The organism is Allobosea sp. 117, from assembly GCF_000702305.1.
GTDB lineage: Bacteria > Pseudomonadota > Alphaproteobacteria > Rhizobiales > Xanthobacteraceae > Ancylobacter.
This window is the reverse complement of the sequence record NZ_JNLC01000011.1, coordinates 494,427-517,940: the sequence shown is the minus strand read 5'-3', so window position 1 is coordinate 517,940 and position 23,514 is coordinate 494,427. Positions and strand designations below refer to the sequence as shown.

Annotated in this window: 22 protein-coding genes; 15 read left to right on the top strand and 7 right to left on the bottom strand. The window is 68.6% G+C overall.

All coding sequences use genetic code 11. From position 1 onward, the window contains the following. Positions 1-43 precede the first annotated feature (43 nt). From U742_RS0109145 to U742_RS0109135, 3 genes are all read left to right on the top strand, one after another. On the top strand, positions 44-838 hold the full coding sequence (locus U742_RS0109145) for an SDR family oxidoreductase (protein WP_029352227.1): 795 nt from the start codon (positions 44-46) through the stop codon (positions 836-838). 80 nt (positions 839-918) lie between these two features. Beyond that, positions 919-1,563 carry a TenA family protein gene (locus U742_RS0109140; protein WP_029352226.1) on the top strand — a complete coding sequence of 215 codons (645 nt, stop codon included), beginning with the start codon at positions 919-921 and terminating at the stop codon, positions 1,561-1,563. A gap of 389 nt (positions 1,564-1,952) precedes the next feature. Continuing rightward, positions 1,953-2,420, top strand: coding sequence for a Ros/MucR family transcriptional regulator (locus tag U742_RS0109135; RefSeq protein ID WP_029352224.1), 468 nt, complete (start codon positions 1,953-1,955; stop codon positions 2,418-2,420). Positions 2,421-2,619: 199 nt separating this feature from the next. Here U742_RS0109135 and U742_RS0109130 read toward each other — a convergent pair whose 3' ends face one another. Next, complete coding sequence (locus tag U742_RS0109130; RefSeq protein WP_156034173.1) at positions 2,620-2,832, bottom strand: hypothetical protein; 213 nt, start codon at positions 2,830-2,832, stop codon at positions 2,620-2,622. A gap of 329 nt (positions 2,833-3,161) precedes the next feature. On the opposite strand from U742_RS0109130, the gene U742_RS0109125 reads away from it, so the two are divergent. From U742_RS0109125 to U742_RS0109080, 9 genes are all read left to right on the top strand, one after another. Beyond that, positions 3,162-3,449: a hypothetical protein gene (locus U742_RS0109125; protein ID WP_029352220.1), complete on the top strand. Its 288-nt coding sequence runs from the start codon at positions 3,162-3,164 to the stop codon at positions 3,447-3,449. An 826-nt stretch (positions 3,450-4,275) separates the two neighbouring features. Beyond that, the gene (locus tag U742_RS0109115; protein WP_248310312.1) at positions 4,276-5,358 is read left to right on the top strand and encodes an ABC transporter substrate-binding protein; all 1,083 of its coding nucleotides are present in this window, start codon (positions 4,276-4,278) and stop codon (positions 5,356-5,358) included. Between the two features lie 59 nt (positions 5,359-5,417). Then, entirely contained in the window at positions 5,418-6,494 is a 1,077-nt protein-coding gene (locus tag U742_RS0109110) for a YncE family protein (RefSeq protein WP_029352218.1), read from the top strand. Between the two features lie 14 nt (positions 6,495-6,508). After that, the gene (locus tag U742_RS0109105) at positions 6,509-7,744 is read left to right on the top strand and encodes an isochorismate synthase (protein ID WP_051660976.1); all 1,236 of its coding nucleotides are present in this window, start codon (positions 6,509-6,511) and stop codon (positions 7,742-7,744) included. Next, a complete protein-coding gene (locus U742_RS0109100) occupies positions 7,741-9,369 on the top strand; it encodes a (2,3-dihydroxybenzoyl)adenylate synthase (protein WP_029352215.1) in 1,629 nt (542 codons plus the stop codon). The genes U742_RS0109105 and U742_RS0109100 overlap by 4 nt, the downstream gene beginning before the upstream one ends. After that, positions 9,366-10,025 carry an isochorismatase family protein gene (locus tag U742_RS0109095; protein WP_029352214.1) on the top strand — a complete coding sequence of 220 codons (660 nt, stop codon included), beginning with the start codon at positions 9,366-9,368 and terminating at the stop codon, positions 10,023-10,025. The genes U742_RS0109100 and U742_RS0109095 overlap by 4 nt, the downstream gene beginning before the upstream one ends. Beyond that, positions 10,022-10,318: a phosphopantetheine-binding protein gene (locus tag U742_RS0109090; protein ID WP_029352213.1), complete on the top strand. Its 297-nt coding sequence runs from the start codon at positions 10,022-10,024 to the stop codon at positions 10,316-10,318. The genes U742_RS0109095 and U742_RS0109090 overlap by 4 nt, the downstream gene beginning before the upstream one ends. Positions 10,319-10,322: 4 nt before the next feature. Beyond that, positions 10,323-14,258 carry a non-ribosomal peptide synthetase gene (locus U742_RS0109085; RefSeq protein WP_051660975.1) on the top strand — a complete coding sequence of 1,312 codons (3,936 nt, stop codon included), beginning with the start codon at positions 10,323-10,325 and terminating at the stop codon, positions 14,256-14,258. Further along, complete coding sequence (locus tag U742_RS0109080; protein ID WP_029352211.1) at positions 14,240-15,013, top strand: 2,3-dihydro-2,3-dihydroxybenzoate dehydrogenase; 774 nt, start codon at positions 14,240-14,242, stop codon at positions 15,011-15,013. Before U742_RS0109085 ends, U742_RS0109080 begins: the two co-directional genes overlap by 19 nt. A gap of 6 nt (positions 15,014-15,019) precedes the next feature. Here U742_RS0109080 and U742_RS0109075 read toward each other — a convergent pair whose 3' ends face one another. Next, on the bottom strand, positions 15,020-15,796 hold the full coding sequence (locus tag U742_RS0109075; RefSeq protein WP_029352210.1) for an ABC transporter ATP-binding protein: 777 nt from the start codon (positions 15,794-15,796) through the stop codon (positions 15,020-15,022). Further along, a complete protein-coding gene (locus U742_RS0109070) occupies positions 15,793-16,851 on the bottom strand; it encodes a FecCD family ABC transporter permease (RefSeq protein ID WP_029352209.1) in 1,059 nt (352 codons plus the stop codon). The genes U742_RS0109075 and U742_RS0109070 overlap by 4 nt, the downstream gene beginning before the upstream one ends. 193 nt (positions 16,852-17,044) lie before the next feature. On the opposite strand from U742_RS0109070, the gene U742_RS0109065 reads away from it, so the two are divergent. Further along, the gene (locus U742_RS0109065; protein ID WP_029352207.1) at positions 17,045-17,908 is read left to right on the top strand and encodes an alpha/beta hydrolase; all 864 of its coding nucleotides are present in this window, start codon (positions 17,045-17,047) and stop codon (positions 17,906-17,908) included. Here U742_RS0109065 and U742_RS0109060 read toward each other — a convergent pair. Next, a complete protein-coding gene (locus tag U742_RS0109060; protein ID WP_029352206.1) occupies positions 17,899-18,384 on the bottom strand; it encodes a cytochrome b in 486 nt (161 codons plus the stop codon). The genes U742_RS0109065 and U742_RS0109060 overlap by 10 nt on opposite strands. A gap of 193 nt (positions 18,385-18,577) precedes the next feature. On the opposite strand from U742_RS0109060, the gene U742_RS0109055 reads away from it, so the two are divergent. Beyond that, positions 18,578-18,877, top strand: coding sequence for an antibiotic biosynthesis monooxygenase family protein (locus U742_RS0109055; protein ID WP_029352205.1), 300 nt, complete (start codon positions 18,578-18,580; stop codon positions 18,875-18,877). A gap of 244 nt (positions 18,878-19,121) precedes the next feature. Then, on the top strand, positions 19,122-20,051 hold the full coding sequence (locus tag U742_RS0109050) for an alpha/beta fold hydrolase (protein WP_029352204.1): 930 nt from the start codon (positions 19,122-19,124) through the stop codon (positions 20,049-20,051). Between the two features lie 197 nt (positions 20,052-20,248). Here the strand turns inward: U742_RS0109050 and U742_RS0109045 are convergent, their stop codons facing one another. The 3 genes from U742_RS0109045 to U742_RS0109035 form a co-directional block, all read right to left on the bottom strand. Further along, entirely contained in the window at positions 20,249-21,805 is a 1,557-nt protein-coding gene (locus U742_RS0109045) for a tripartite tricarboxylate transporter permease (RefSeq protein WP_029352202.1), read from the bottom strand. Positions 21,806-21,815: 10 nt separating this feature from the next. After that, entirely contained in the window at positions 21,816-22,325 is a 510-nt protein-coding gene (locus U742_RS0109040; protein WP_029352201.1) for a tripartite tricarboxylate transporter TctB family protein, read from the bottom strand. Positions 22,326-22,398: 73 nt separating this feature from the next. Further along, positions 22,399-23,394: a Bug family tripartite tricarboxylate transporter substrate binding protein gene (locus tag U742_RS0109035; protein WP_029352200.1), complete on the bottom strand. Its 996-nt coding sequence runs from the start codon at positions 23,392-23,394 to the stop codon at positions 22,399-22,401. Positions 23,395-23,514 lie beyond the last annotated feature (120 nt).

Below are 23,514 nucleotides of genomic sequence, written 5' to 3'. Positions count from 1 at the left end.
CGGCGGCGCAAAAGGGAAAAATCGCCACCGTTCCGGACACGCCATGCCTGTCGAGACCCGCACCCCTCCCGCCCGACCGCTCTTCTCGCTTGAAGGCCGCGTCGCCCTTATCACTGGCGCAGGGCGCGGCCTCGGCTACGAGATGGCGGGTGCCCTTGCCCGCGCGGGCGCCGCGGTGGTGATCAACGGGCGCGACCGCGACCGGCTGGCAGCGGCGGCCGAGGCGCTGGGCGCGACGACCGGCGGGCGGATCGATATCGCGCCTTTTGACGTCACCGACGCCGCCGCCGGGCGCGCCGCAATCGCGCAGATCGCCGCCACGCACGGACGGCTGGACATCCTCGTCAACAATGTCGGCGCCCGCGACCGGCGGCCGCTGGCGCAGTATGGCGACGATGAGGTGCGCCAGATGATCGAGACCGATCTGGTCGCGCCGATGCTGCTGGCCCGCGAGGCGGCGCGGCTGATGGTCGAGCAGCGCCACGGGCGGCTGATCACCGTCACCTCGATCGCCGGCCACGTCGCCAACCGCGACGACCCGGTCTACACCAGCGCCAAGGGAGGTCTGACCGGCCTCACCCGCGCGCTCGCCGTCGACTATGCCCGCCACGGCATCACCAGCAATGCCATCGCGCCCGGCATGTTCGCGACCGAGACGAACCGCCATCTCGTCGCCGACGCCGCCTTCTCCGCCTTCGTCGATGTGCGGGTGCCGATCGGCCGCTGGGGCCGGCCGGAGGAGATCGCCGGCGCCGCGGTGTTCCTCGCCTCCGACGAGGCCTCCTTCGTCAACGGCCATGTGCTGGTGGTCGACGGCGGCCAGACGATCCGCATGTAGCCGCGGGCGATCGGCCCGCTCTCGACGCCGGCGACGGCTGCCGCCATACACCTTCCGACAATTCACGAGGGAGGAGAGGCATGCCGGGTTTCAGCGCGCGCCTGAAGGCAGAGAATGCGCAGGATTGGAAGGCGGCGGTGGAGCACCGCTTCGTCGACGAGATCTTCCGCGGCGCGGTGCCCACAGAGGTGATGCGGCGCTATCTCGTCCAGGACTATCAGTTCATCGATCGCTTCGTGGCGCTTCTGGGTGCCGCCATCGCCACCGCCGACCGCTTCCCCTCCCGCATCCGCTTCGCCCAGTTCGCGGCGATGATCACCTCCGACGAGAACACCTATTTCCAGCGCGCCTTCGACACGCTCGGCGTGAGCGAAGCGGAGCGCGCCGCCCCCGCCCTGTCGCCCGTCACCGTCGCGTTCCAGTCGTTGATGGGCGAAGCGGCGCAGAGCCGGAGCTACGCCGCCTGCCTCGCCGTGCTGGCGGTCGCCGAAGGCCTCTATCTCGACTGGGCCGACCGCCCCGGCGCGGCGCTTCCGCCCCACTTCCTGCATGCCGAATGGATCACGCTCCACAACAATCCGGGCTTCGCCGGCTTCGTCGGCTGGCTGCGCGGCGAGCTCGACCGTGTTGGCGAAGGCCTCGACGCGGCGAGCACCGAGCAGGCCCGCAGCATGTTCTCGCGGGCGGTGGCACTGGAGCGCGCCTTCTTCGACCATCTCTACTGAGATCGCCAGTCGGATTTGGTTAAAATTTTATTTGAATATCGAAGCTTTCGAATCACCACTTCCTTACGGAAGACCGTGGCGACTGCTGCCGGCGAACGACCAATTGCTTGATAAGATCGAATTTGCCTGCAGATTTTACCAGTAACCGGATTGTGCACTGCCGCATAGCTTCGCTGCGGCCCGCGGGAGTCGCCGACATCGTTTTCCGCTATGGCAGAATTCGCGGGCCACGCATGAACACCTAGGCAGACCGAGCAGGCAACGTGGCACCTGCCTGTATCAATACCATCAAATCTATATTGGCTGTTATACCATTTTTGTATGTCAATGCTTGTTGACGTTTACGCAAAAAATGTTAGACGGAAACATCGCCCTCATGGAGAGAATAAATGTCCGAGCAAGATAGTTCGTCCGCCGGCTTTCTGAGCCTAACCGCAGACGTCGTGGCCGCCTTTGTCGGCAACAACTCGGTTCCGGCGTCCGAGCTTCCGGACTTGATCGCCAAGGTGCACGGGGCGCTGCTTAACCTCGCCAATCCGGCTCCGGCAGTGACCGAAGAAGTGCTGAAGCCGGCGGTGTCGGTCAAGAAGTCGGTGACGCCGGAATATATCATCTGCCTCGAGGACGGCCTGAAGTTCAAGTCGCTCAAGCGGCACCTGCGCACGAAATACAACATGACCCCCGAGGAATATCGCGCCAAGTGGGGCCTGCCGAACGATTATCCGATGGTGGCGCCGAGCTATGCTGCCGCGCGCTCCAACCTCGCGAAGAAGATGGGCCTCGGCCAGCAGCGCAAGAAGCCGACCCCGCCGCCGGCGCCCGCCAAGGGCCGCGGCCGCGGCCGCAAGGCGGCCTGATCGGCGGTCGTCCTTCGCGACCTCACGGGGTCGCTTCGGCCGGCTGCGTGAAGAGCGGTCGCCGTCCATTTTCAGCAAAGCCGCGTCGAGCCATGTCGGTTCGCGCGGCTTTGTCTTGTTCCCGATCGCCGCGTGATGCGGCATTCCGCGAAATCCGGGCGCGTCCACCCGGCATGCCCCGCATCGGCGAGAGGACGGCCTAGATCGGCCTCTCGCTCTCGCATGTGGTCAGGCCCTCATCGTCCGTACGACACGAATAGGGCACGTAATCCTCCCAGTCCCGGACGATTTCCCCATCCTTGCCAGTAAACCGTACCACCCTGAGATCGGAAAACGTCTCGCCATACTTCGCTTTCAGAGCTTCAAACTCCGCCAGGAAGTTCTTCTTGGCCTGATCGATCGTCATCGCCACCCCCATCTTCGATGGCAAGATACCACAATTGTGGTATCGTTGATGAATTCTGCGGAAGATTTGGCAGATGCGTCGCCGTATCGGCGACGGTTCAACGCGGTGAATGCTTGTCTGCCGCATCGGTGTATCGCCTGCGCGTCGACGTCGCGTAACACCTAGAGTGGTTGAAGCAAAATCTGGCCAGTCGAAACGATCCGGCCAGCGGGATCAACTTCACACTGCAGGTCGCGGGCTGCTCTTTTTCCGTCGGCATCCCCGCCAGATAGGGCAAGCCCACAGGCTAACCATGCGCCTATCAATTCCTTGTCTTGGGGGACGCGGAGGAACGAATGGTCGAGCTCACCAGGCAATATATCGAAGATCATCTCGTCGACACGCATACGGAGGACTCGTGGACCAGAGCGGTCGTGGAGATGGTGCTGAATGCCGCGATCTCCAAGCTCGGAGATCAGGCGGCCGAAGAGGTCACCATCGACGCCAGGTTTCGCGTCAGGCCCGTCGAGGCGGAAATCGTCGGCCCGAATGGCGTGACCGTGAAACGGCTCTGCCTGCGGGTTTGCGTGGTGGTGTCGCCGACGGGTCATGAAATTTGCTTCCACAAGGAGGCGCTCAAATAGCCCGCTGCGCGGGAGCGCACGCGACGCCGCGCCCTCGGACCGCCCTCGAAAGCCCTGGACCGGAAGCAGCTGCGGGGTGGGGCACGTTTCTGCAACGACACCGGCTGCACACGCCGCCTCGCCGATTAACGAGTTCTTGCTCCGATCGATGGGAGTTGCGCGGTGCGCTTAGCGTGACTTTACATCTTCATCGCTAAATTGCGCTCGTCCTGAAGAAAAAGGAGACGGGCAATGGGCGTTGAAACGGTTCTTTTCACGATGTTCGCGATCGTTCTGCTGGCCGGCACCATCCGCATGGTCCGCACCATGCATTGATGACGGGCCGGAGCCGCTCCGGCCTCCCGCCGGCCAGTGCGGCCGGCGCCAAATCCGAAACCGGACGCCGCCCGTCGGCGGGCACATGCCGTCCGGCATTTCAAATCATGGAAAACATCGACAGGCGTGACCGCGATCCGGACCGCGTTCGCCCCGGACATGCGCGGCCCGATGAGGCCGCGTCGCGCGGGCGCTTCTTCCGTGAGGTCGTCGTAGCCCTCGGCCGATGACAGCCGACGACGAGGCACAGCCCCACTCACAGTTCAGAATTAGTCAAAATAAATATATGGCTCCATTATCATTGTTTAGAGTGCATCAAAACTAAGATTAGACTTCTTATAATGAAGTCGTTACGAAATATTAAGTTGACACTCCGAGGCCGAAGGCAGGATAGGTCCGCGCATCGTTTCGCGGATATTCGTGTCGGCCGATGCCTCGCCCCCCCTGTTCAGAACCGCTCCCGGCCGCTCACGGGCGTCGCTATGCTCAACTCTGCGCGGCTGTCGCGGCGGTGCTGATCGGCCTGCTGCTCGCCGCCGCGCCGCTGCCGCCCGGCCTCACGGCGGCTCTTACGCTCACCGACGTGACCGGCCGGCAGATCGAGCTCGCGGCGCCCGCGCGGCGCCTGCTCATCGACGACGGGCGTTTCCTCGTCGCGCTCTCCCTCATCCATCCCGATCCGGTGAGCATGCTCGCCGCCTGGCCGCGCGACATCAACCGCATCGGTAAGCGCGCCTATGAGCAGTACCGCGCGAAGTTCCCGGCGATCGACGCCCTGGCGAAGGTCGCGAGCTCGGCGGGCACGCTGTCGGTCGAGCAGGTGGTCGCATCGAAGCCCGACCTCGCCGTTTTTTCGCTCGGCTCGCAGCCGACCGAGGAGGAGCTGGCGAAGATCGAGGCGGCGGGCATCCCCGTCGTCATCATCGATTTCTTCACCCATCCGCTGAAGAACCTCGAGCCGAGCCTCCGGCTGCTCGGCGCCGCCACCGGCAGGCAGGCGCAGGCGGACGCGTTCCTCGCCTTCCGCCGCGCCCGCCTCGACACCATCGCTGCCAAGGTGGCGACCCTCGATCCGGCGGCACGCCCGAAGGTGTTCCTCGAGCCGCATGCGGCGATGACCGGCGACTGCTGCAGCTCGCCCGGGCGCGGCAATGTCGGCGAGGTCATCGACTTCGTCGGCGGCCGCAACATCGGCGACGAGGTGATCCCGCGCGCCTTCGGCAAGCTCAATCTCGAATACATCGTGGTGCAGGACCCGGCGGTCTACATCGCCACCGGCGGCAGCCATATGGAAGGCACCGCCGGCCTGCTGATCGGCCCGGAATACAGCGAGGCGCGCGCCCGCGAGACGCTGAAGGGCGTTGTCGCGCGCCCCGGCTTCCAGGGGCTCAAGGCGGTGCGCGAGGGCCGCGTCCACGGGCTCTCCCACCAGCTTCTCAATTCGCCGCTCGACATCCTCACCGTCGAGGCGCTCGCGCGCTGGATTCACCCCGAACTGTTCGGCGGGCTCGATCCCGACGCCACCCGGCAGCTCGTCAACGAACGCTTTCTCGCCGTGCCGGTCGAGGGGCCGAACTGGATCGACCTCGACTGACCCCGCATGAACCGGCGCACGCCGCAAGCCGCGCCCATCCGACCCGAACGGAGAATCCCATGTCGTCCCGCCGCATCCTTGTCTCCGCCGTCGCCGCACTGGCGCTGCTAGCCACGCCGGTGCTGGCGGAACCCGCCCTCGTCACCTCGTCGAGCCCGGGCACAGGCCTTTACGAGGTGGTGGTGAGCGACGCGCTCGGGCGCGTTTATGTCGCCGCTGTCGGCGAGCGCGGCAAGGACAACGGCGCCATCCTCGCGCTCGACCCGGCGACGCTGGCGGTGAAGGAGACCATCGAGCTCGGCAAGGAGCCGGGCTTCGGTCTCGGCATCAACGACAAGACCAAGACGCTCTACGCGACGCAGACCCGCTCCGGCGCGGTGGCGGCCATAGACCTCGCCACCGGCAAGGTCGTCGCCACCATCAAGCAGGGCGACAAGGCCCATGTGCGCCAGGTGCTGGTCGACGAGGAGGCGAACCGCGTCTATGTGAGCGCGTTCGCGCGGGGCGAGATCCCGAGCGAGATCTGGGTGATCGACGGCGCCACAAACACGATCATCGGCACCATCGGCGATCTCAAGGGCGGCGTCAGCGGCCTCGCGCTCGACCCGAAGAACAAGCGCCTCTTCGTCACTGCCATGCAGAGCAACGAGGTCCACGCCATCGACCTCGCCACCGGCAAGGTGATCGCCAGCGTGCCCTCGGGCGGCAAGAGCCCGATCAACCTCGCCTATGACGCCGAGGGCGACCGCCTGTTCGTCGCCAATCAGGAAAGCGGCGATCTCACCGTTCTGAACGCCAGGGACGGCGCCTTGCTCGCCACCATCCCGACCGGCGACGGCGCGCTGGGCGTCAGCGTCGATCCGAAGCGCGGCATCGTCTATGTCGCCAACCGGCGCGGCGGCTTCGTCTCGCTGGTAGACGCCAAGGAGCTGAAGGTGATCGCCAATATCGTCACCGGCTCCATGCCCAACACCGTGGCGATCGACGAGGCGTCGGGCCGCGCCTATGTCACCAACAAGATCAAGACGGGCCCGCGCCCGCCGCGCCCCGAAGGCGCGAGCGCCGGCTCGCCCCCGCCCCGCCCGGCGCCGATGATCGATCCGAACGGCGACGTCGTCACCATCGTGACGCCCTGAGACCGCCCGGATCCATGTCGAGCCAGGCGAGCCGGATCGTCGTGAGGCCTTCGCCCGAAGCCGGGAAGGAGGGCGCAGCCGCGCCGTCCTTCGCGCCGGCGCTGCCCTTCACGCTCGTCTCGGGCGAGGAAAGCCTCGCGGCGCGCGGCTGCCGGCGCGTGCTGACGGCCGGCGGGATGAAGGAGAACGCCGACGACCTTCCGGCCCGCGTCGCCGCCTTCTTTGCGGGGCTTTCCGACGGGCCGAGGCGCCTCGTCGGCGCGCTTCCCTTCGAGCGCGGGCGGCCCGCGCATCTCTACCAGCCCGAGACGCTAGGACCGGCGACGATGCCGCTGCGGGCCGCCGCGCCGACGCCCCGCTGGCGGGTGATCGCGGAGCCCGATGTCGCCGCCTACCGGGCGGCGGTCTCGCGCGCGCTGGAACGGATGGCGGCACCTGCCTCCTCGGCCGGGGCGCTACGCAAGATCGTGCTCTCGCGCAGCCTGCGCGCCGAGGCCGATGCCGCGATCGACGCCGCCGCCCTCGTTGCGGCGCTGGCGCGTGACGCCTCCGTCACCACCTTCTGCGTGCCGCTGCCGCCCCGGCGCGGCGCGGCGGAGCGCGCGCTGATCGGCGCGACGCCGGAACTGCTCGTTGAAAAGAGCGGCGCGCAGGTGGCCTCGCACCCCCTCGCCGGCTCGGCCCGGCGCTCGGCCGATCCGGCCGCCGACCGCGCATCGGCGGAAGCGCTGCTGCACTCCGACAAGGACCGCCGCGAGCATGCCGAGGTCGTCGAGGCCGTGCTCGACCACCTCGCCCCCTATTGCCACGCGCTCGTCGCACCGGAAGGGCCCATCCTCGTAGCCACCAATAGCATGTGGCACCTCGGCACCCGCATCGAAGGCACGCTGAAGGACCCGGAGGTCTCCTCCATCGAGCTGGTCACCCGGCTGCATCCCACACCGGCGGTGTGCGGCACCCCGCGCGAGGCCGCCTATCGCGCCATCGCCAAGCTGGAGACGCGGGAGCGCGATTTCTATGCCGGCGCCGTCGGCTGGTGCGATGACGCCGGCGACGGGCGCTGGCATGTCGCGATCCGTTGCGCCGAGGTGTCCGGCTCCACCGCCCGGCTCTATGCCGGTGCCGGCATCGTGCCCGGCTCCGATCCCGCCGCCGAGGCCGAGGAGACCGGCGCGAAATTCGCCGCGCTTCTGCGCGCGCTCGGCATCGAGGAGGCCGCGGTCGAGGCTGCCGCGGGAGAAACGCCGTGATCCCGCTTCGCCAGATCTGGCCGGACAATCTGGCCGCGCGCTACCGCGCGGCCGGCTATTGGCGCAGCGCCACCTTCTCGCAGATGTTGCGCGATCGCGCCGCCGCGCATCCCGATCGCATCGCCCTGGTGGGCGGCACCGAGCGCTGGAGCTATGCCGAGCTGCTGGCGAGGGCCGAGCGCATCGCCGGCGGGCTGCTGGCGCTGGGCTTAAAGCCCGGCGACCGGGTGGTGGTGCAGCTGCCCAACATCCCCGAGTTCCTATCCGTGGTGTTCGGCCTGTTCCGGGCACGGCTGATCCCGGTCTATGCGCTGCCCGCGCATCGCCTCGTCGAGATCGCGCATTTTGCGCGCAAGGCCGAGGCGCGCGGCTACATCGTCGCGGATCGGCACGACGGCTTCGATTACCGCGCCCTCGCCGACGAGCTGCGTGCTGAGGTTTCGGCAGTCGAGCATGTCGTTGTGGCCGGCGACGGCGGTCCCTATCGGGCGCTCGCCGACCTGCCGCCGCCCGCCGCGCTGCCGGCGGAGGACGCAGCGCCCTCGGATGTCGCCTTCCTGCAGATATCGGGCGGCAGCACCGGCCTTTCCAAGCTCATCCCGCGCACCCATGACGACTACATCTACAGCTTCGCGGCGAGCGCCGAGATCTGCGGCCTGGGGCCGGACAGCGTCTATCTCGCCGCGCTGCCCGTCGCGCATAATTTCCCGATGAGCTCGCCCGGCGTGTTCGGCGCGCTGCATGCCGGGGCGCGGGTGGTGATGAGCCCCTCGCCGAGCCCGGAAGTCGCCTTCCCGCTGATCGCCCGCGAAGGCGTCACCATCACCGGCCTCGTGCCGCCGCTGGCCCTGCTCTGGCTGCAGGCGGCGGCGAATACCCCGCATGACCTGTCCAGCCTCAAAGTGCTGCAGGTGGGCGGGGCGAAGTTCATGCCGGAGGCGGCGCGGCGCGTGCGCCCGGTGCTCGGCTGCACCCTGCAGCAGGTGTTCGGCATGGCCGAAGGCCTCGTGAACTACACGCGGCTCGACGACCCCGAGGAGATCATCGTCGGGACGCAGGGCCGGCCGATCAGCGAGGCCGACGAGGTGCTGGTACTGGACGATGCCGGCCATCCGGTCGCCGAGGGCGAGGTCGGCAATCTCCTCACGCGCGGACCCTACACGATCCGCGCCTATCACAATGACGATGTCGCCAATGCTCGCTCCTTCACGCCGGACGGCTATTACCGCACCGGCGATGTGGTGAGGCGCTTGCCGGGTGGCTATCTCGTGGTGCAGGGCCGCGCCACCGACCATATCAACCGCGCCGGCGAGAAGATCTCGGCCGAAGAGATCGAGGATCATCTTCAGGCCCACGCCCAAGTGTTCGACGCCGCCGTGGTCTCGCTGCCGGACGACTATCTCGGCGAGCGTAGCTGCGCCTTCGTCATCCCGGCCGGCGATCCTCCGAAGGCGGCGGCGCTGAAGGCCTTCATGCGCGGGCGCGGCCTCGCCGCCTTCAAGGTGCCGGACCAGATCATCTTCGTCGACGCCTTCGAGACCACGGCGGTCGGCAAGGTCAGCCGCAAGGAGCTGCGCGCGAGCCTGCGCCGGCGCTTCCTCGCGGAACAGGGAACCCGGGCATGAATGCGCACGAGACGCCGAAGCGGGGATTGCCGCACATCGCGCCCTATCCGCTTCCCGTAGCCGGCGAATTGCCCGCCCCCCGCGCGCCGTGGCGGCCGCAGCGCGACCGGCTCGCTCTGCTGATCCACGACATGCAGAACTATTTCCTCACCCCCTTCGAGGCCGGGGCCTCCCCGCTCGCCCCCGCCATCGCCAATATCGCGGCGCTGGCGGCGCGCTGCCGGGCCTCCGGCGTGCCGGTGTTCTACACCGCGCAGGTCGGCAATCAGGACCGCCGCGACCGCGGCCTTCAGGCCGACCTCTGGGGGCCGGGCATGAGCCGCGCCCCGGAGCACGAGGGCATCGTCGCCGCGCTGGCGCCGGAAGAAGGCGACATCGTGCTGGTGAAGCACCGCTACAGCGCCTTCCAGCGCAGCAACCTGGAGAGGCTGATGCGCGCGCGCGGCCGCGACCAGCTCGCCATATGCGGCGTCTATGCGCATATCGGCTGCCTGATGACGGCGGCCGACGCCTTCATGCGCGACATCGAACCCTTCCTCGCCGCCGACGCGCTCGCCGACTTCTCGCGCGAGCGTCACGACCTCGCGCTCTCCTATGCGGCGGCGACCTGCGCCGTGCCGCTGACGAGCGCCGCGCTGCTGGAGCGCCTTGCATGATCTCGCCGGACAAGATCACCCGCATCGTCGCGCCCACCGCACCGCTCAGCCGCGAACGCGTGCGCGCCGATATCGCCCGCATGCTGCACGAGGATGAGGAAGCGATCGGCGGCGATGACGACCTGATGGACCTAGGCCTCGACTCCATGCGGGCGATGAATCTCGTGCTGCTGTGGAGCGAAGGCGGGCTCGATCTCGACTTCTCCGAATTCGCCGAGCGTCCGACGCTGAACGGCTGGTGGGAACTCGTCGCGCGCAAGCTGGCCGCCTCGGCCGGGCCTTCCGGCGGCTGAAGCCATGGCGGTTTTGCCCGGAATTTTCGAGCCCCGCCCGCTGACCGAGGCGCAGTCCGGCCTCTGGTACGCGCAGCGGCTCGGCCCCGCGAACCCGCTGTTCAACACCGGCCAATATATCGAGTTCCGCGGCCCTCTCGACCTCGACGCCTTCGCCATGGCGGTCGAGGACATGCTCGCCGAGGCGCAGGCGCTGTCGCTCGGCTTCGCCGAGACCGATGACGGGCCGGTGCAGAGGATCGACCCCGCCCGCCGGCCGCATCTTGCCGTCGTCGACCTGTCCGGCGCTGCCGATCCCTTCGCCGCCGCCGAGGCCGAGATCGCCCGCGACATGGCGACGGCACTTGAGCCGACCCGCGAGCCCATTGCCAGAGAACGGCTTTTCCGGCTCGGGCCGCAGCGCTTCATCTGGCAGCAGCAGGTGCACCATCTCGCCATAGACGGCTACGGCATGATCCTACTCACCCAGCGGGTCGCCGATCTCTACAATGCCCGCATCAATGGAACAGTGCCCGGCCCGGCGCTGCCTGCGCTGGCGGCGGTGTTTGCCGAGGATGCGGCCTATCGCGCCTCGCCGAAGCGCGCGGCGGACGCGGAGTTCTGGCGCGCGGCCTTCGCCGACCGGCCCGAGGTGGCGAGCCTTGCGCCGGGCATCGCGCCGAGCGCGCACGGCTTCCACCGCGAGAGCGTCGAGCTGACTCCCGAGACCTTCGAGAGCTTGAAGCGCCTCGGCGAGGAGGCTGGCGTGGTGTGGCCGGACGTCGTCACCGCGCTCGCCGCCGCCTATTGCCAGCGCCACACCGGCACGCGCGAGGCGATCATCGGCGTTCCGTTCATGGGCCGGCTCGGCAGCGCCGCCGCTCGTGTTCCGGCGATGCTGATGAACGTGCTGCCGCTGCGCGTGACGCAGGACGAGGACGCGCCGCTGCATGACTATCTCGCCGTGGTCGCGCGCTCGCTCACCCGCGCGCGGCGGCACGGGCGCTATCGCAGCGAGCAGCTTCGCCGCGACCTCAAGCTCGTCGGAGGAAACCGGCGGCTGCACGGGCCGCTGGTCAACATCCTGCCCTTCGACGAGACGCCGCGCTTTTCGGGCCTGTCGTCGCGCCTCGAAGTGCTCAGCACCGGCCCGGTGGACGACATCACCTTCACCTTCCGCCTTCACCGGCTCGCCGGCGGGTCCGAAGGGCTGCGGCTGGAGGTGGACAGCAACCCCTCGCTCTATTCGCGCGAGGAAACCGCCGCCCATGCGGCGCGGCTGAACGCCTTCCTCGTCGCGGGAGCGGGCGCCGGGCGGCTCGCCGAGGTGCCGACCGCGAGCCCGGACGAGGCGCGGCGCTACCTCTTCGAGGTCAACGCCACCGCCCATGAGGTGCCGGACGTCACCCTCGTCGATCTCATCGCGGCAACGATGCAGCGCTCGCCGCAGGAGACGGCTGTCGTCTTCGAGGGCGAGATCCTTGATTTTGCGACGCTCGATGCCCGCTCATCGGCGCTGGCCGGGCAGCTCGCCGCGCGCGGGGTCGGACGCGGCGACATCGTCGCCATCGCCCTGCCGCGCTCGATCGAGCTGATCGTCGCGCTGGTCGCGGTGCTGCGTACTGGCGCCGCCCATCTTCCGCTCGACCTCGCCCAGCCGGACGCACGCCTTGCCCGCATCGCCGCCTCCGCCACACCGCGACTCGCTCTGGTCCGCACCGTGGACGCGGGCCGGCTTGCGCCGCACGTGCCGGTGCTCGCGCCGGAAGACTGGTCGCGCTCGGCCGTTGGCCCGGCGCCAGAAGCGCCACGCCCGGATGACGCGGCCTATGTGATCTACACCTCCGGCTCCACCGGCGAGCCGAAGGGCGTCGTCATCGAGCATCGTGCCATCGTCAACCGCCTCGAATGGATGCGTGTCCACTATGGGATCAATGCCACCGACCACATCCTGCAGAAGACGCCCGCCACCTTCGACGTCTCGGTGTGGGAGTTCTTCCTGCCGCTGATCGCCGGGGCGATGCTCGTGGTCGCGCCACCGGAGGCGCATCGCGATCCAGTGGCAATCGCCGAACTGATCCGGCGCGAGGGCATCACGACCCTGCATTTCGTGCCCTCCATGCTCGCCGCCTTCCTCGCCGAGCCGAGCGCGCGCGGCATTGCCGTGCGGCGCGTGTTCTGCTCGGGCGAGGAGCTGCCCGCCGAGCTGCGCGACCGCTTCCACCGGACGATCGCCGGTGAGCTGCACAATCTCTACGGCCCGACCGAGGCGGCGGTGGATGTGAGCTGGTGGCCGGCCGGACCGGACGATCGCTCCGCGCCGGTCCCCATCGGCCTGCCCGTGTGGAACACGCGCCTCTATGTGCTGGATGCGCGGCTGCGCCCGGTGCCGCCGGGCGTCGTCGGCGATCTCTATCTCGCCGGCGTGCAGCTCGCGCGCGGCTATCTCGGCCGGCCGGACCTCACCGCCGAGCGCTTCGTGCCCGACCCTTTCGTGCCAGGTGAGCGCATGTATGCGACCGGCGATCTGGCCCGGTGGCGGCAGGACGGGGCGGTGGTCTTCCTCGGCCGCTCCGACCATCAGGTGAAGCTGCGCGGCCTCAGGATCGAGCTCGGCGAGATCGAGAGTGCTATCGCCGCCACCGGCCTCGTCCGGCAAACGGCGGTGGTCGCCCGCGAGGATCGCTCGGACGACCGGCGCATCGTCGCCTATGTGGTGCCGGATGCAGGCTTCACGACAGATGCGTTGCGCGCAGCAATCGCATCTCGGGTGCCGGACTATATGGTGCCGGCCGCCTTCGTTGCCCTCGACGCCCTGCCGGTGACCGCCAACGGCAAGCTCGACCGGGCGGCGCTGCCGGCGCCGGACTATGCGCCCACCGGCGCGCGCCCGCTGACGGGCGAGACCGAGCGGCGCGTCGCCGCGCTGTTCGCCGAGCAGCTCGGGCTCGCAACGGAGCCCGCCGCCGATGACGATTTCTTCGCGCTCGGCGGGGATTCGCTCTCCGCCGTGGCGCTGCTCTTGAAGGTGCGCGAGGCGTTCGGCCGCGATCCCGGCCTCGGCGCGCTGTTCGCCGAGGCGAGCGTCGCCGGCCTCGCGCGGCTGATCGAGGCGGAGAGTGAGGCCGATGCCGGGCTCGGCCCGCTGGTGCGTCTCGCCGACGGCGATCCGACGCTGCCGCCGCTCTTCGCCATCCATCCCGCTGGCGGCATCTCCTGGTGCTATGGCCGGCTCGCCCGATCGCTGCAGCCGCGCCGCGCCGTCTACGGCCTGCAGGCGCCGGCTCTTTCCCCCGATGTCGCCCCGCCAGAAAGCCTCGACGCGCTGGCCGCCGACTATGTGGAGCGCATCCGCGCCGCCCATCCGGCGGGGCCGTATCATCTCGTCGGCTGGTCGATCGGCGGCATCATCGCCCATGCCATGGCGGTGCAACTTTCCCGCCTCGGCGCGAAGGTGGGCATCGTCGCCATGCTCGATTCCTACCCCGCCGATTGCTGGCGGGCCGAACCGGAACCTAACGAGGGCGCGGCGCTGAAGGCGCTGCTGGCGATCGGCGGGCACGATCCCGACCGGTTGCCGCAGGTGGCGCTGACGCGCGCCTCGGTCGTCGCCTTCCTGCGCGCGACGCGAAGTCCGTTTGGCCGGCTGCCGGACGCCGCGCTCGACGGCGTGGTGCGCGTCGTCGCGGGAAACAACCGGCTCGTGCGCGCGCATCACCATGCCCGCTATGACGGCCCCATCCTGCATGTGCGCGCCGGCCTCGACCATCAGGGCCGCGATCTTCGGCCGGAGCAATGGGCGCCCTATGCGGCGCGCGTCGACATGTTCGAAGTGCCGGCGTTGCACGCCCACCTCACCGGGGCGGAAGCCGTCTTGCGGATCGCCCCCGCTCTCGCGGCGGCGATGGCCGCCGCCGACAGCGAGAAGAAGGAGAAAGCCCCATGCGTGCCAGCGGCCTGAACGGCAGGATCGCCCTCGTCACCGGCGCAGCCGGCGGCATCGGCGCGGCGGTGGTGCGTGCCCTCCATGAGGAAGGCGTGCGCGTGGTGGCGACCGACATGAACGAAACCGGCCTCGCCGCGCTCGCCGATCTCGGAGCCGATGTGCGGATCGAGCGGCTCGACGTGCGCTCGACGCTGGAGGTCGAGACACTGGTCGAGAGGATCGAGCACGAATGGGGGCCGATCAATATCGGCGCCAATGTCGCCGGTGTGCTGGGCCATGCGACGGTGACCGAGACCACCGACGCCGAATGGGAGCGCGTGTTCGACATCAACACGGCGGGGGTGTTCCGCGTCTCGCGGGCGCTGGCGCGCCGCATGGTTCCGCGCAGGCGCGGCGCCATCGTCACGGTGAGCTCGAACGCGGCCGGCGTGCCGCGCCATGCCATGGCGGCCTATGCGGCCTCCAAGGCGGCCACCACCATGTTCACCCGCTGCCTCGGGCTGGAGCTGGCGCCGCACGGCATACGCTGCAACATAGTCGCCCCCGGCTCGACGCTGACGCCGATGCAGACCGGCATGTGGGCGGACAAGCACGGCGCGGCACGCGTGATCGAGGGCTCGCCCGAGACCTTCAAGGCCGGCATCCCGCTGCGCAAGCTGGCGACACCGGAAGACGTTGCGAATGCCGCAGTTTTCCTGCTGTCGGACCAGGCCGGACACATCACCATGGCCGATCTCTATGTCGACGGCGGCGCCACGCTGCGCGCCTGAGCGACGCTACAGGGCGCGGTCGACCATCACCTGGACATGGCCGCGCGTATCGGCTTCGACCCGCGCCTCGACGCCGTAGACGTCGGCGAGCAGCGCGGGCGTCACCGCCTCTTCGGGCGGCCCGTCGGCGGCGACCGCGCCCTCCGCCAGCACGATCAGCCGCCGGCACCAGCGCGCCGCCAGCGTGATGTCGTGCAGAACCACCATCGCGATGATGTCGCGGTCGCGCGCGATCTCGTCGACGAGCTGCATCACCCGGAGCTGGTGGCGCAGGTCGAGCGCTGAGGTCGGCTCGTCGAGCAGCAGCACCTTCGGCTCGCGCACGAGGCATTGCGCGAGGCTCGCGAGCTGGCGCTGGCCGCCGGAGAGCTCGTCGAGCCCGCGCGAGGCGAGAGAGGCGATGCCGAGCCGGTCGAGCGCCTCCATCGCGCGCCGCCGCGCGGCGGCGCCGGCTGGCGCCGTCGGGGCACTCATCAGCGCGGTGAGCACGGCTTCCAGCACGGTGAGCGCGACACGCTGGGGCAGCGCCTGCGGCATGTAGGTGACATGCCCGGCATGGGCGGCGGGGCCGAGGCCGGCCAGCTCGATCTCGCCGAGCCGGACCGAGCCCTCGGCCGGCAGCAGCCCGGCCAGCGCGCGGAGCAGGGTCGTCTTGCCGGCGGCGTTGGGGCCGATGAGACCGGTGACGGTACCGGGCACGACCGGCGGCAGGGTCAGGCGGTCGATGATCCGTCGTGCCCCATAGCCGACCCCAAGATTTCGGACCTCCAGTGCGGCGCTCATCCGATCCGCTCCCGGCGGGAGAGGATCAGCGCGAGGAAGAAAGGCACGCCGATCAGCGCGGTGACGATGCCGACCGGCAGCAGCACGCCGGGCACGATCAGCTTGGCGGCCACCGAGGCGAGCGACATCACCAGCGCGCCGGCCAGCACGCTCGCCGGCAGGAAGAAGCGGTGGTCCTCGCCGACCAGAAGCCGGCCGATATGCGGGCCGACGAGACCGATGAAGCCGATGGTGCCGACAAAGGCCACGGCGGTCGCCGCCAGCAGGCTCACCCGCAGCAGCGAGGCGAAACGCAGCCGGCCGACGGAGATGCCGAAGCTGCGCGCGCGATCCTCACCCAGCCGGAGCGCCGTCAGCCGCCAGGAGGCGGCGAGCGAGAAGGGCATCACCAGAGCGACCACCAGCGCCAGCACGCCGAGCGTGCTCCAGTTCGCGCGCCCGAGGCTGCCCATGGTCCAGAAGACGAGCTGCTGCAGCGCTTCCTGGCTGGCGACGAACTGCACCAGCGCGGTGAGCGCGTTGAAGGTGAACACCATGGCGATGCCGAACAGCACCAGCGTCTCGACCCCGGTGCCGCGCAGCCGCGCCATGGCCTGCAGCAGCAGCACCGAGGCGAAGGCGAACAGGAAGGCATTGCCCGGCACCAGCCAGCTCGCCGGGATGCCGGGCAGGCCGACGCCGAGCACCAGCGCCAGCGCCGCGCCGAAGGCGGCAGCGGAGGAGACGCCGAGCGTGAAGGGACTGGCCAGCGGATTGTTGAGGATGGTCTGCATCTCCGCGCCCGCGAGCGCCAGCCCGGCCCCGACCAGCACCGCCATCAGCGCGGCCGGCAGCCGGACCTCCCAGAGGATCACGCGCGTCGGCACGTCGAGCCCCGATGGATCGAGGAGGCCGTGCACAACCGTGGCGATCGGAAGATTCGACGGCCCGGTGGCGACGTCGGCGAGCACCGCGAGCACCATCAGCCCGCCGAGGCCGAGGAGGATGGCGAGGCGCCGGCGCACCAGCCGGGCATAGGCGGCAAGTTCCACCGCGTGGCTTGGGACGTCGGTCATCGCGGCTCCCCGTCGGGTGCGCGCGACCGGCGGGTCCGCGCGGCCGGTTCATGCCCGAGCCTTGGGGGTCGGTCAAGTTATCGAGCATATTCAATAGTTTAGAATGATTTCAGGTTGATGCGCCGAGGCGGGATCGGACTTGCGCCGGGCCTCCGATGCCGTAGAGGGTGAGCCTCCTCATGCGGAACACCCGATGCCGTCCGAAGTCACCCTGCCCGGCACCCGCGTCTTCGATCTCGCCCCGCCCGGCGGAGGAGAGCCCTGGCGCATCTTCCTGGCGGTGCCGGAAGCCCCGGCCCCGGCCGGCGGCTTTCCCTCCATCTTCATGCTGGACGCCAATGCCGGCTTCGCGACACTGGTCGAGACGCTGCGGCGCGGAGCGATGCGCCCGGCCGCCACCGGCATCGTGCCGGCCGTGCTGGTCGGCATCGGCTATCCGACGGAGACGCTCTACGAGCGAGCGCGCCGCACCTATGACTATTCGCCAGGGCCGAGCTCGGAAGCGCGGGTCCCCGGAGCGGACGACCAGCCGCCGACAGGAGGGCGCGACCGGCTGCTCGCCTTCATCGAGCAGGAGCTGAAGCCGACCATCGCCGGCATCGCCCCGCTCGATCCGGCGCGGCAGACGCTGCTCGGCCATTCGCTCGCCGGCTTCTTCGCGCTCGACGTACTGACGCGCAACACCTCCGCCTTCCGGTCCTATATCGCCGTCAGCCCGTCGATCTGGTGGGACGAGGCGCGGCTCAATGCGGGTCTCGCTGCCATCGCGCCGCCCGCCGCGCCGGTGAGGCTCGTCATAGCAGTCGGCGAGTGGGAGCAGGCGCTGGCGCCATGGCAGCAGGGCCGGCCGGACAGTGCCGAGCTCGCGGCGCGCAGGTCCCGGCGCGCCATGGTCGACCGGGCGCGGCTCTTCGCCGAGCGGGCGGCGATAGTGCTGGGCACGGAAGCGCGGGTGCGCTTCGACATGCTGCCGGAGGAGGACCATGCCTCGGTGCTGCCGGCGGCGATGAGCCGGGCGATACGCTTCGTGCTGCGCGAGGACGAGGATCAGCCCTGACGCGCCGGCAGCATGCGGTGGATCAGCCCGTCGCGCCGCACGAATTGGTGCCACAGCGCTGCCGCGACATGCAGCGCCACCAGGGCGAATATCCCATAGGCGAGCGCGACATGGGTCTGCCCCGGCCAGCGCCCGAGGCTCTTGCCGAAAGCGGTGATGGTGAGGCTGCCGAGCAGCGGCTGCACGAGGATGGCGAGATAGAGCAGGCCGTGCGTCGTATGCGCCAGCACCGCGGTCAGCCGCGACATGCCGTTCGGCAGCGGCGGCGCGCGATGGGTGAGGCGCCAATAGATGCGCAGCAGGGCGAGGCCTAGAATGGCATAGCCGGCATAGATATGGGTGCGGAACAGATAGAACCGCCCGTCCGTTCCGCGCTCGAAATAGCCCCACGCCCAGCCGGTGGCGAACTGGAGGATCACCAGCGCGGCGACCAGCCAATGCAGGGAGCGCGTGACGCGATCGTAGGTCGGGGGCATTCGGGGCTCCGGGCAGCCATGCGACAGGACCCGCCGCGCGGGCGCGGTCGTCGCCATTGGTTCGGGATGGATTGGCTAGCAGCCGAATCGCGGCGCATTGCTGGACGCAGTCCGGCAGGCTATCGAACCGGATGCAACCCAACTTCGCGCGACCGGGCGTGCTCGCCCTTCGACGCCCTGCAACGAGGACGCCATGATCCACGAAATCGCCATTCTCGAGATCAAGCCCGGCACGGAAGACGATTTCGAGCTCGCCTTCGCCAAGGCCGGCCCGATCTTCCAGCGCGCCAAGGGCTGCCGCAGCATGGAGATCCAGCGCTGCATCGAGCATCCGAGCCGCTACACGCTGGTGGTCGGCTGGGACACGGTCGAGGATCACATGGTCGGGTTCCGCGAATCCGCCGACTTCCTCGCCTGGCGCGAGCTCGCGGGCCCCTATTTCGCGAGCCCGCCGCAGGTGACGCATACGCGTCTCGCAGCGCGCAACTTCTGAGGCCTGCCGTCGCCCCGGCCTTCCGGCCTGGCAACGCGATCTAACGACGTCCCCGGAGCTGATCCGGGGGCGGCTCATTAAACCTCAACGAGCGTCCCCTGTGCGCCGTGAGCAAGGCTCGACCTCCGCATAAGAATATATTTGCACACATAGGAGGTAAAATAAAACCTTTAAGAGCAAAATTGTCGACAGTTGCTCCGGAAATGAGCTAAGAAACATCTCTTCTGTCTGAAAGGATGTGCCCATGCTGGCCGAAGCTGACGTTCCGGACCTCGTCCAATCGAAAAGCCTCATGGAAGGCTTCAAATTCCAGCGCATCAAGACCCGCGGCGCCGAGATCAACGTCGCCACCGCCGGCGAAGGCCCGCCGCTGCTGCTGATCCACGGCAATCCGCTTACGCTGGTGAGCTGGCACAAGATCGCCCCCTCGCTGGCGCGCGATTTCTCGGTCGTGGCGATCGACATGCGCGGCTATGGCGACAGCTCCAAGCCGGACGGCGGCGAGGATCATTCCGGCTATTCCTTCCGCGCCATCGGCGAGGACGCGTTCGACGTCATGGACGTCCTTGGCCACAAGACCTTCGGCGTCGCCGGCCATGACCGCGGCGCGCGGGTCGGCTTCCGCATGGCGCTCGACCAGCCGGAGCGCATCACCCGCTACGCCGCGCTCGACATCGTGCCGACCCACCACGTGCTGAACAACATCACGCTCGGCTGGGCCAGCGAGAGCTATCACTGGTTCTTCATGGCGCAGAAGGCGCCGTTCCCGGAGAAGCTGCTCTGCGCCGACCTCGACTATTACATGCGCTACAAGCTCAACAAGAAGGGCGTCGGCCTCGAGATCTTCACGCCCGAGGCGATCGCCGAATATGTGCGCTGCGCGACGCCGGAGCAGATCCACGCCGTGTGCGAGGATTATCGCGCGACCATCACCGTCGATCTCGCCATGGACACCGCCGAGTACGGCAAGCGCAAGATCGCGTGCCCGACGCTGGTGCTGTGGGGCGACAACAGCCATTGCGGCCGGCATTTCAAGGTGCCGCAGGCCTGGTCCGAATGGGCGGACGACCTCACCGCCTTCGCGGTGCCGACCGGCCATTATCCCGCCGAGCACCGGCCGGACCTCGTCTACGCCGCCTTCTGGCGCTTCTTCCGCGGTCAGCCGGCCCGCTGACCTCCTCGCAGCGCGCTCCGGCTTGCGTCTGTCGACAGTTCCGGCCCCGCGCGTCACGCGCGGGGCCTTTTTCGTGAGCAGCGGGCACAAAGAAAAAGGGCGGACCGAGGTCCGCCCCTAGTCGCCGGCTGGAGCCCCGTTCGGGACCGGCGGAGAGTTCCGGCGCTCCGGGCATCAGCCCGGCGCGCGATCAGGGGTCAGGATTTGCGCCCGGCCAGTTCCTGCTGGTGGAGCGCCTCCATGGCGGCCTCCTCCTCGGCTTCCTGCTTGGCCTGCTTGCGCTTGCCCCAGGCGGTCATGAACAGGGAGATCAGCATCACGCCGAAGATCGCCATCGCCGCCGGGCGCTGGAAGATATAGAGCGGGTTGCCGCCGGAAAGCTGGTAGGAGCGCAGGAACTCGGTCTCGAGCATGCGCCCGAGCAAGATGCCGACCACCACTGCAGCGATCGGATACTCGTAGCGCACCAGCGCGAAGCCCAGCAGCGCGAAGACGAACAGCGTGATCGGGCCCGCCGTTTCGCCGGTCACCGCATAGGTACCGAGCGTCGCGATGACCAGGATCGCCGGCAGGATGTAGCGGGTGCGCACCTTCACGACGCTGGAGGCGACGTAGATGAAGCCGATGCCGACCACCAGCAGCACCAGCGCCTGCACGATGTTGTTGAGGATGATCGCGTAGACCATCGGCTTCTGGTTCTCGATGAAGCTCGGGCCCGGCACGATGTTGTGCATCATGAAGGCTGCGATCAGGATCGCGGTGGCACCGCCGCCGGGGATGCCGAGCGCCAGCATGGTCGCCATCGAGCCGCCCTCGGCGCTCGCCACCGCCGATTCGGCAGCGATGACGCCCTTCGGGTTACCCTTGCCAAAGCTCGCGCTGTCCTTCGAGGTGCGCTTGGTCTCGGCATAGGCGATCAGGTTTCCGATCGACGAGCCCACGCCCGGCACGGCACCGATGATGATGCCGATGATCGAGCCGCGGATCAGCACGCCCGGATACTTCATCGTGCCCCAGCAGCCCTTGAGGATCTTGCGCACCGAAACCTCGCGGGCCTCCTCGGCGTCGAGGATGTAGTCCTTGCCGGCGAGGGTGAGCAACTGACCGGCGGCGAGCAGGCCGATCATCGCCGGGATCGGCGGGATGCCGTCCAGCAGCGTCGGGATGCCCATAGTGCCGCGCACGAAGCCGGCGGTATTCATGCCGACCGTGCCGAGCAGGATGCCGAAGGCGGCGGCGAGCAGGCCGCGCGTGAGGTATTTCGACCCCAGCGAGCCGAGCAGCAGCATGCCCCACACGGCGACGGCGAACATCTCCACCGGCCCGATGCGCAGCACGATGTTGGCCATCGGCTCGATGACCAGGAGCAGCAGCACATAGCCGAGGATGCCGCAGATGGTGGAGGCGAACAGGGCGTAGCCGAGCGCCTCGTTGTGCTGGCCCTTCTTCGACATGGCGTAGCCGTCGAAGGTGGTCGCGAAGGAGGATGGCGAGCCCGGTATGTTCATCAGGATCGCCGGTACCGACCCTCCGTAGCCGGCGCCCGTATAGACCGAGGTCAGGAAGACGATGGCCGAGAAGAAGTCCATGTAGAGCGACATCGGCAGCACGATCGCCATCGCCATGGTGATCGAGACGCCGGGAATCGCGCTGAACACCAGTCCGACGATCAGGCCGGGCACGATCCAGCCCCAGGACCCGGCCGAGGTGAACATGAGGCCGAGCGCATCCTGGAAGGCGGAGAAGTCTAGCATCGGCGTAGCCTCAGAGAATGGTCGTTGCCATGGGGAACGGGATCAGGGCGCGGAAGCCGTAGACCGTGCAGATGGTCACCGCGAGGGAGTAGAGGACCAGCCGGGCCGGCCTTCGCTCGCCGCAGATCGCCATGGACGCCGCGGTGAAGAAGAAGATCGCGATGTCGAAGCCGACGATGTCGAGCGCGAAGACGAAGACGCCGAGCGCCGCGCCGAGCCCGCCCATGCGGATCACGTCGGAGCGCTCGGTCGGCAGCTTCGGCATGAGCGGATCGTATTCGTCCTGCTTCGCCTTGGCCGGCGCCGCCATCTCGTCCGCCACGCGGTGGAAGCACTGCGGCAGGATGAGGAGGCACATGAGAAGGGCGAAGATCGCGGTCGGCTGCACCAGCAATATGTTGTTGATGCTGGTGGAGACGGCGCGGGCGTCGAAGAGGTACCAGAGGGTCGCGCCGCCGATCAGGCCGACCAGCGCGAGATGTCCGTAGTCGATGGTGTAGCTGTGTCCGTTGATGCGCATGCCGGTCTCCCGATGAGCTGCGGGGGCATGCGTGCGGGGGCCTGGGCGCCCCGCACGCATGGCGGGGCGACGGCTATTTCAGCAGGTCGACATATTTGGCCATCTTGGCCGCGTTTGCGAGATAGGCCTTGTTCGAGGCTTCCGGCCCGTACCAGGTGGTGGCGAGGTCCTGCAGCTTCAGCGCCTCGATCGCCTTGGCGTCCTTGCTCGCCTTCTCGACGGCGGCCTCGATCGTCTTGGCGATCTCCGGCTGCTCCTTCTTCAGCTTGGCGGTGATCGCCCAGCCGCGCTGCGAGCCCTCGACATAGTCGCTCTTGACGCCGCTGGCGCTGGCCAGCGGGGCCTCGGGATACCATTCCACAGGCTGGTCGGAGAACATGGCGAGCGGCTTGATCTTCGTCTTCAGCGGCAGGAAGCCTTCGGCGCCGACGAAGCCGACATCGACCTGCGCGCCGGCGGTGGCGTTGCGCGCCGGACCGCCACCGTCATAGGTGACGATGCGCAGCTTCTTGGGGTCGATCTCGGCGGCCTGCATGACCAGCACCATGTTGGCGTAGTCGGCCGAGGCCGGCTGCACGCCGATCGAGAGGCTCGACGGATCGGCCTTCAGCTTGTCGAGCACTTCCTTGAAGCTCTTCAGCGGACTGTCCGCCGAGGTCGCCGCCAGCGTGTAGTCGCGCGACGGCAGGTTGATCATGTAGAAATCTTCGATCTTGTAGGGCGCGTTCTGCAGCAGCACGGTCAGCGGGATGTAGGGCGAGGCCGAGGTGCACAGGATGGTGTAGCCGTCGTTCGGCGCCTGCAGCGCATAGGTGTTGCCGAGCTGCGTGCCCGCACCGGGCTTGTTGACGATCACCGTCGGCTGGCCGAAGGCCTTGTCGAGATAGGGCGCGAAGGCGCGCGACAGGCGGTCGTTGTAGCCGCCCGTGGCGAAGGGCACGACCACGTTGATCGGCCGGGTCGGGTAGTTGGCGGCCCGCACTATTGCGGGCATGGCGACGAGGCCGCTTGCCGCCGCGAGGCCGCCGGCCGTCAGTTTGAACGCGTCACGTCGGGTAATGTGTGTCATCGTGTTTCCTCCAGCCGCCCCTTCGGGCTCCACGTGGCTTTGTGTTCTGGGCCGTGAGGGAAACGACGTGCGTTGCCCGGCCCTGTGGATATGGCGGGGTCAGCCTGTGCCCCCAAACGT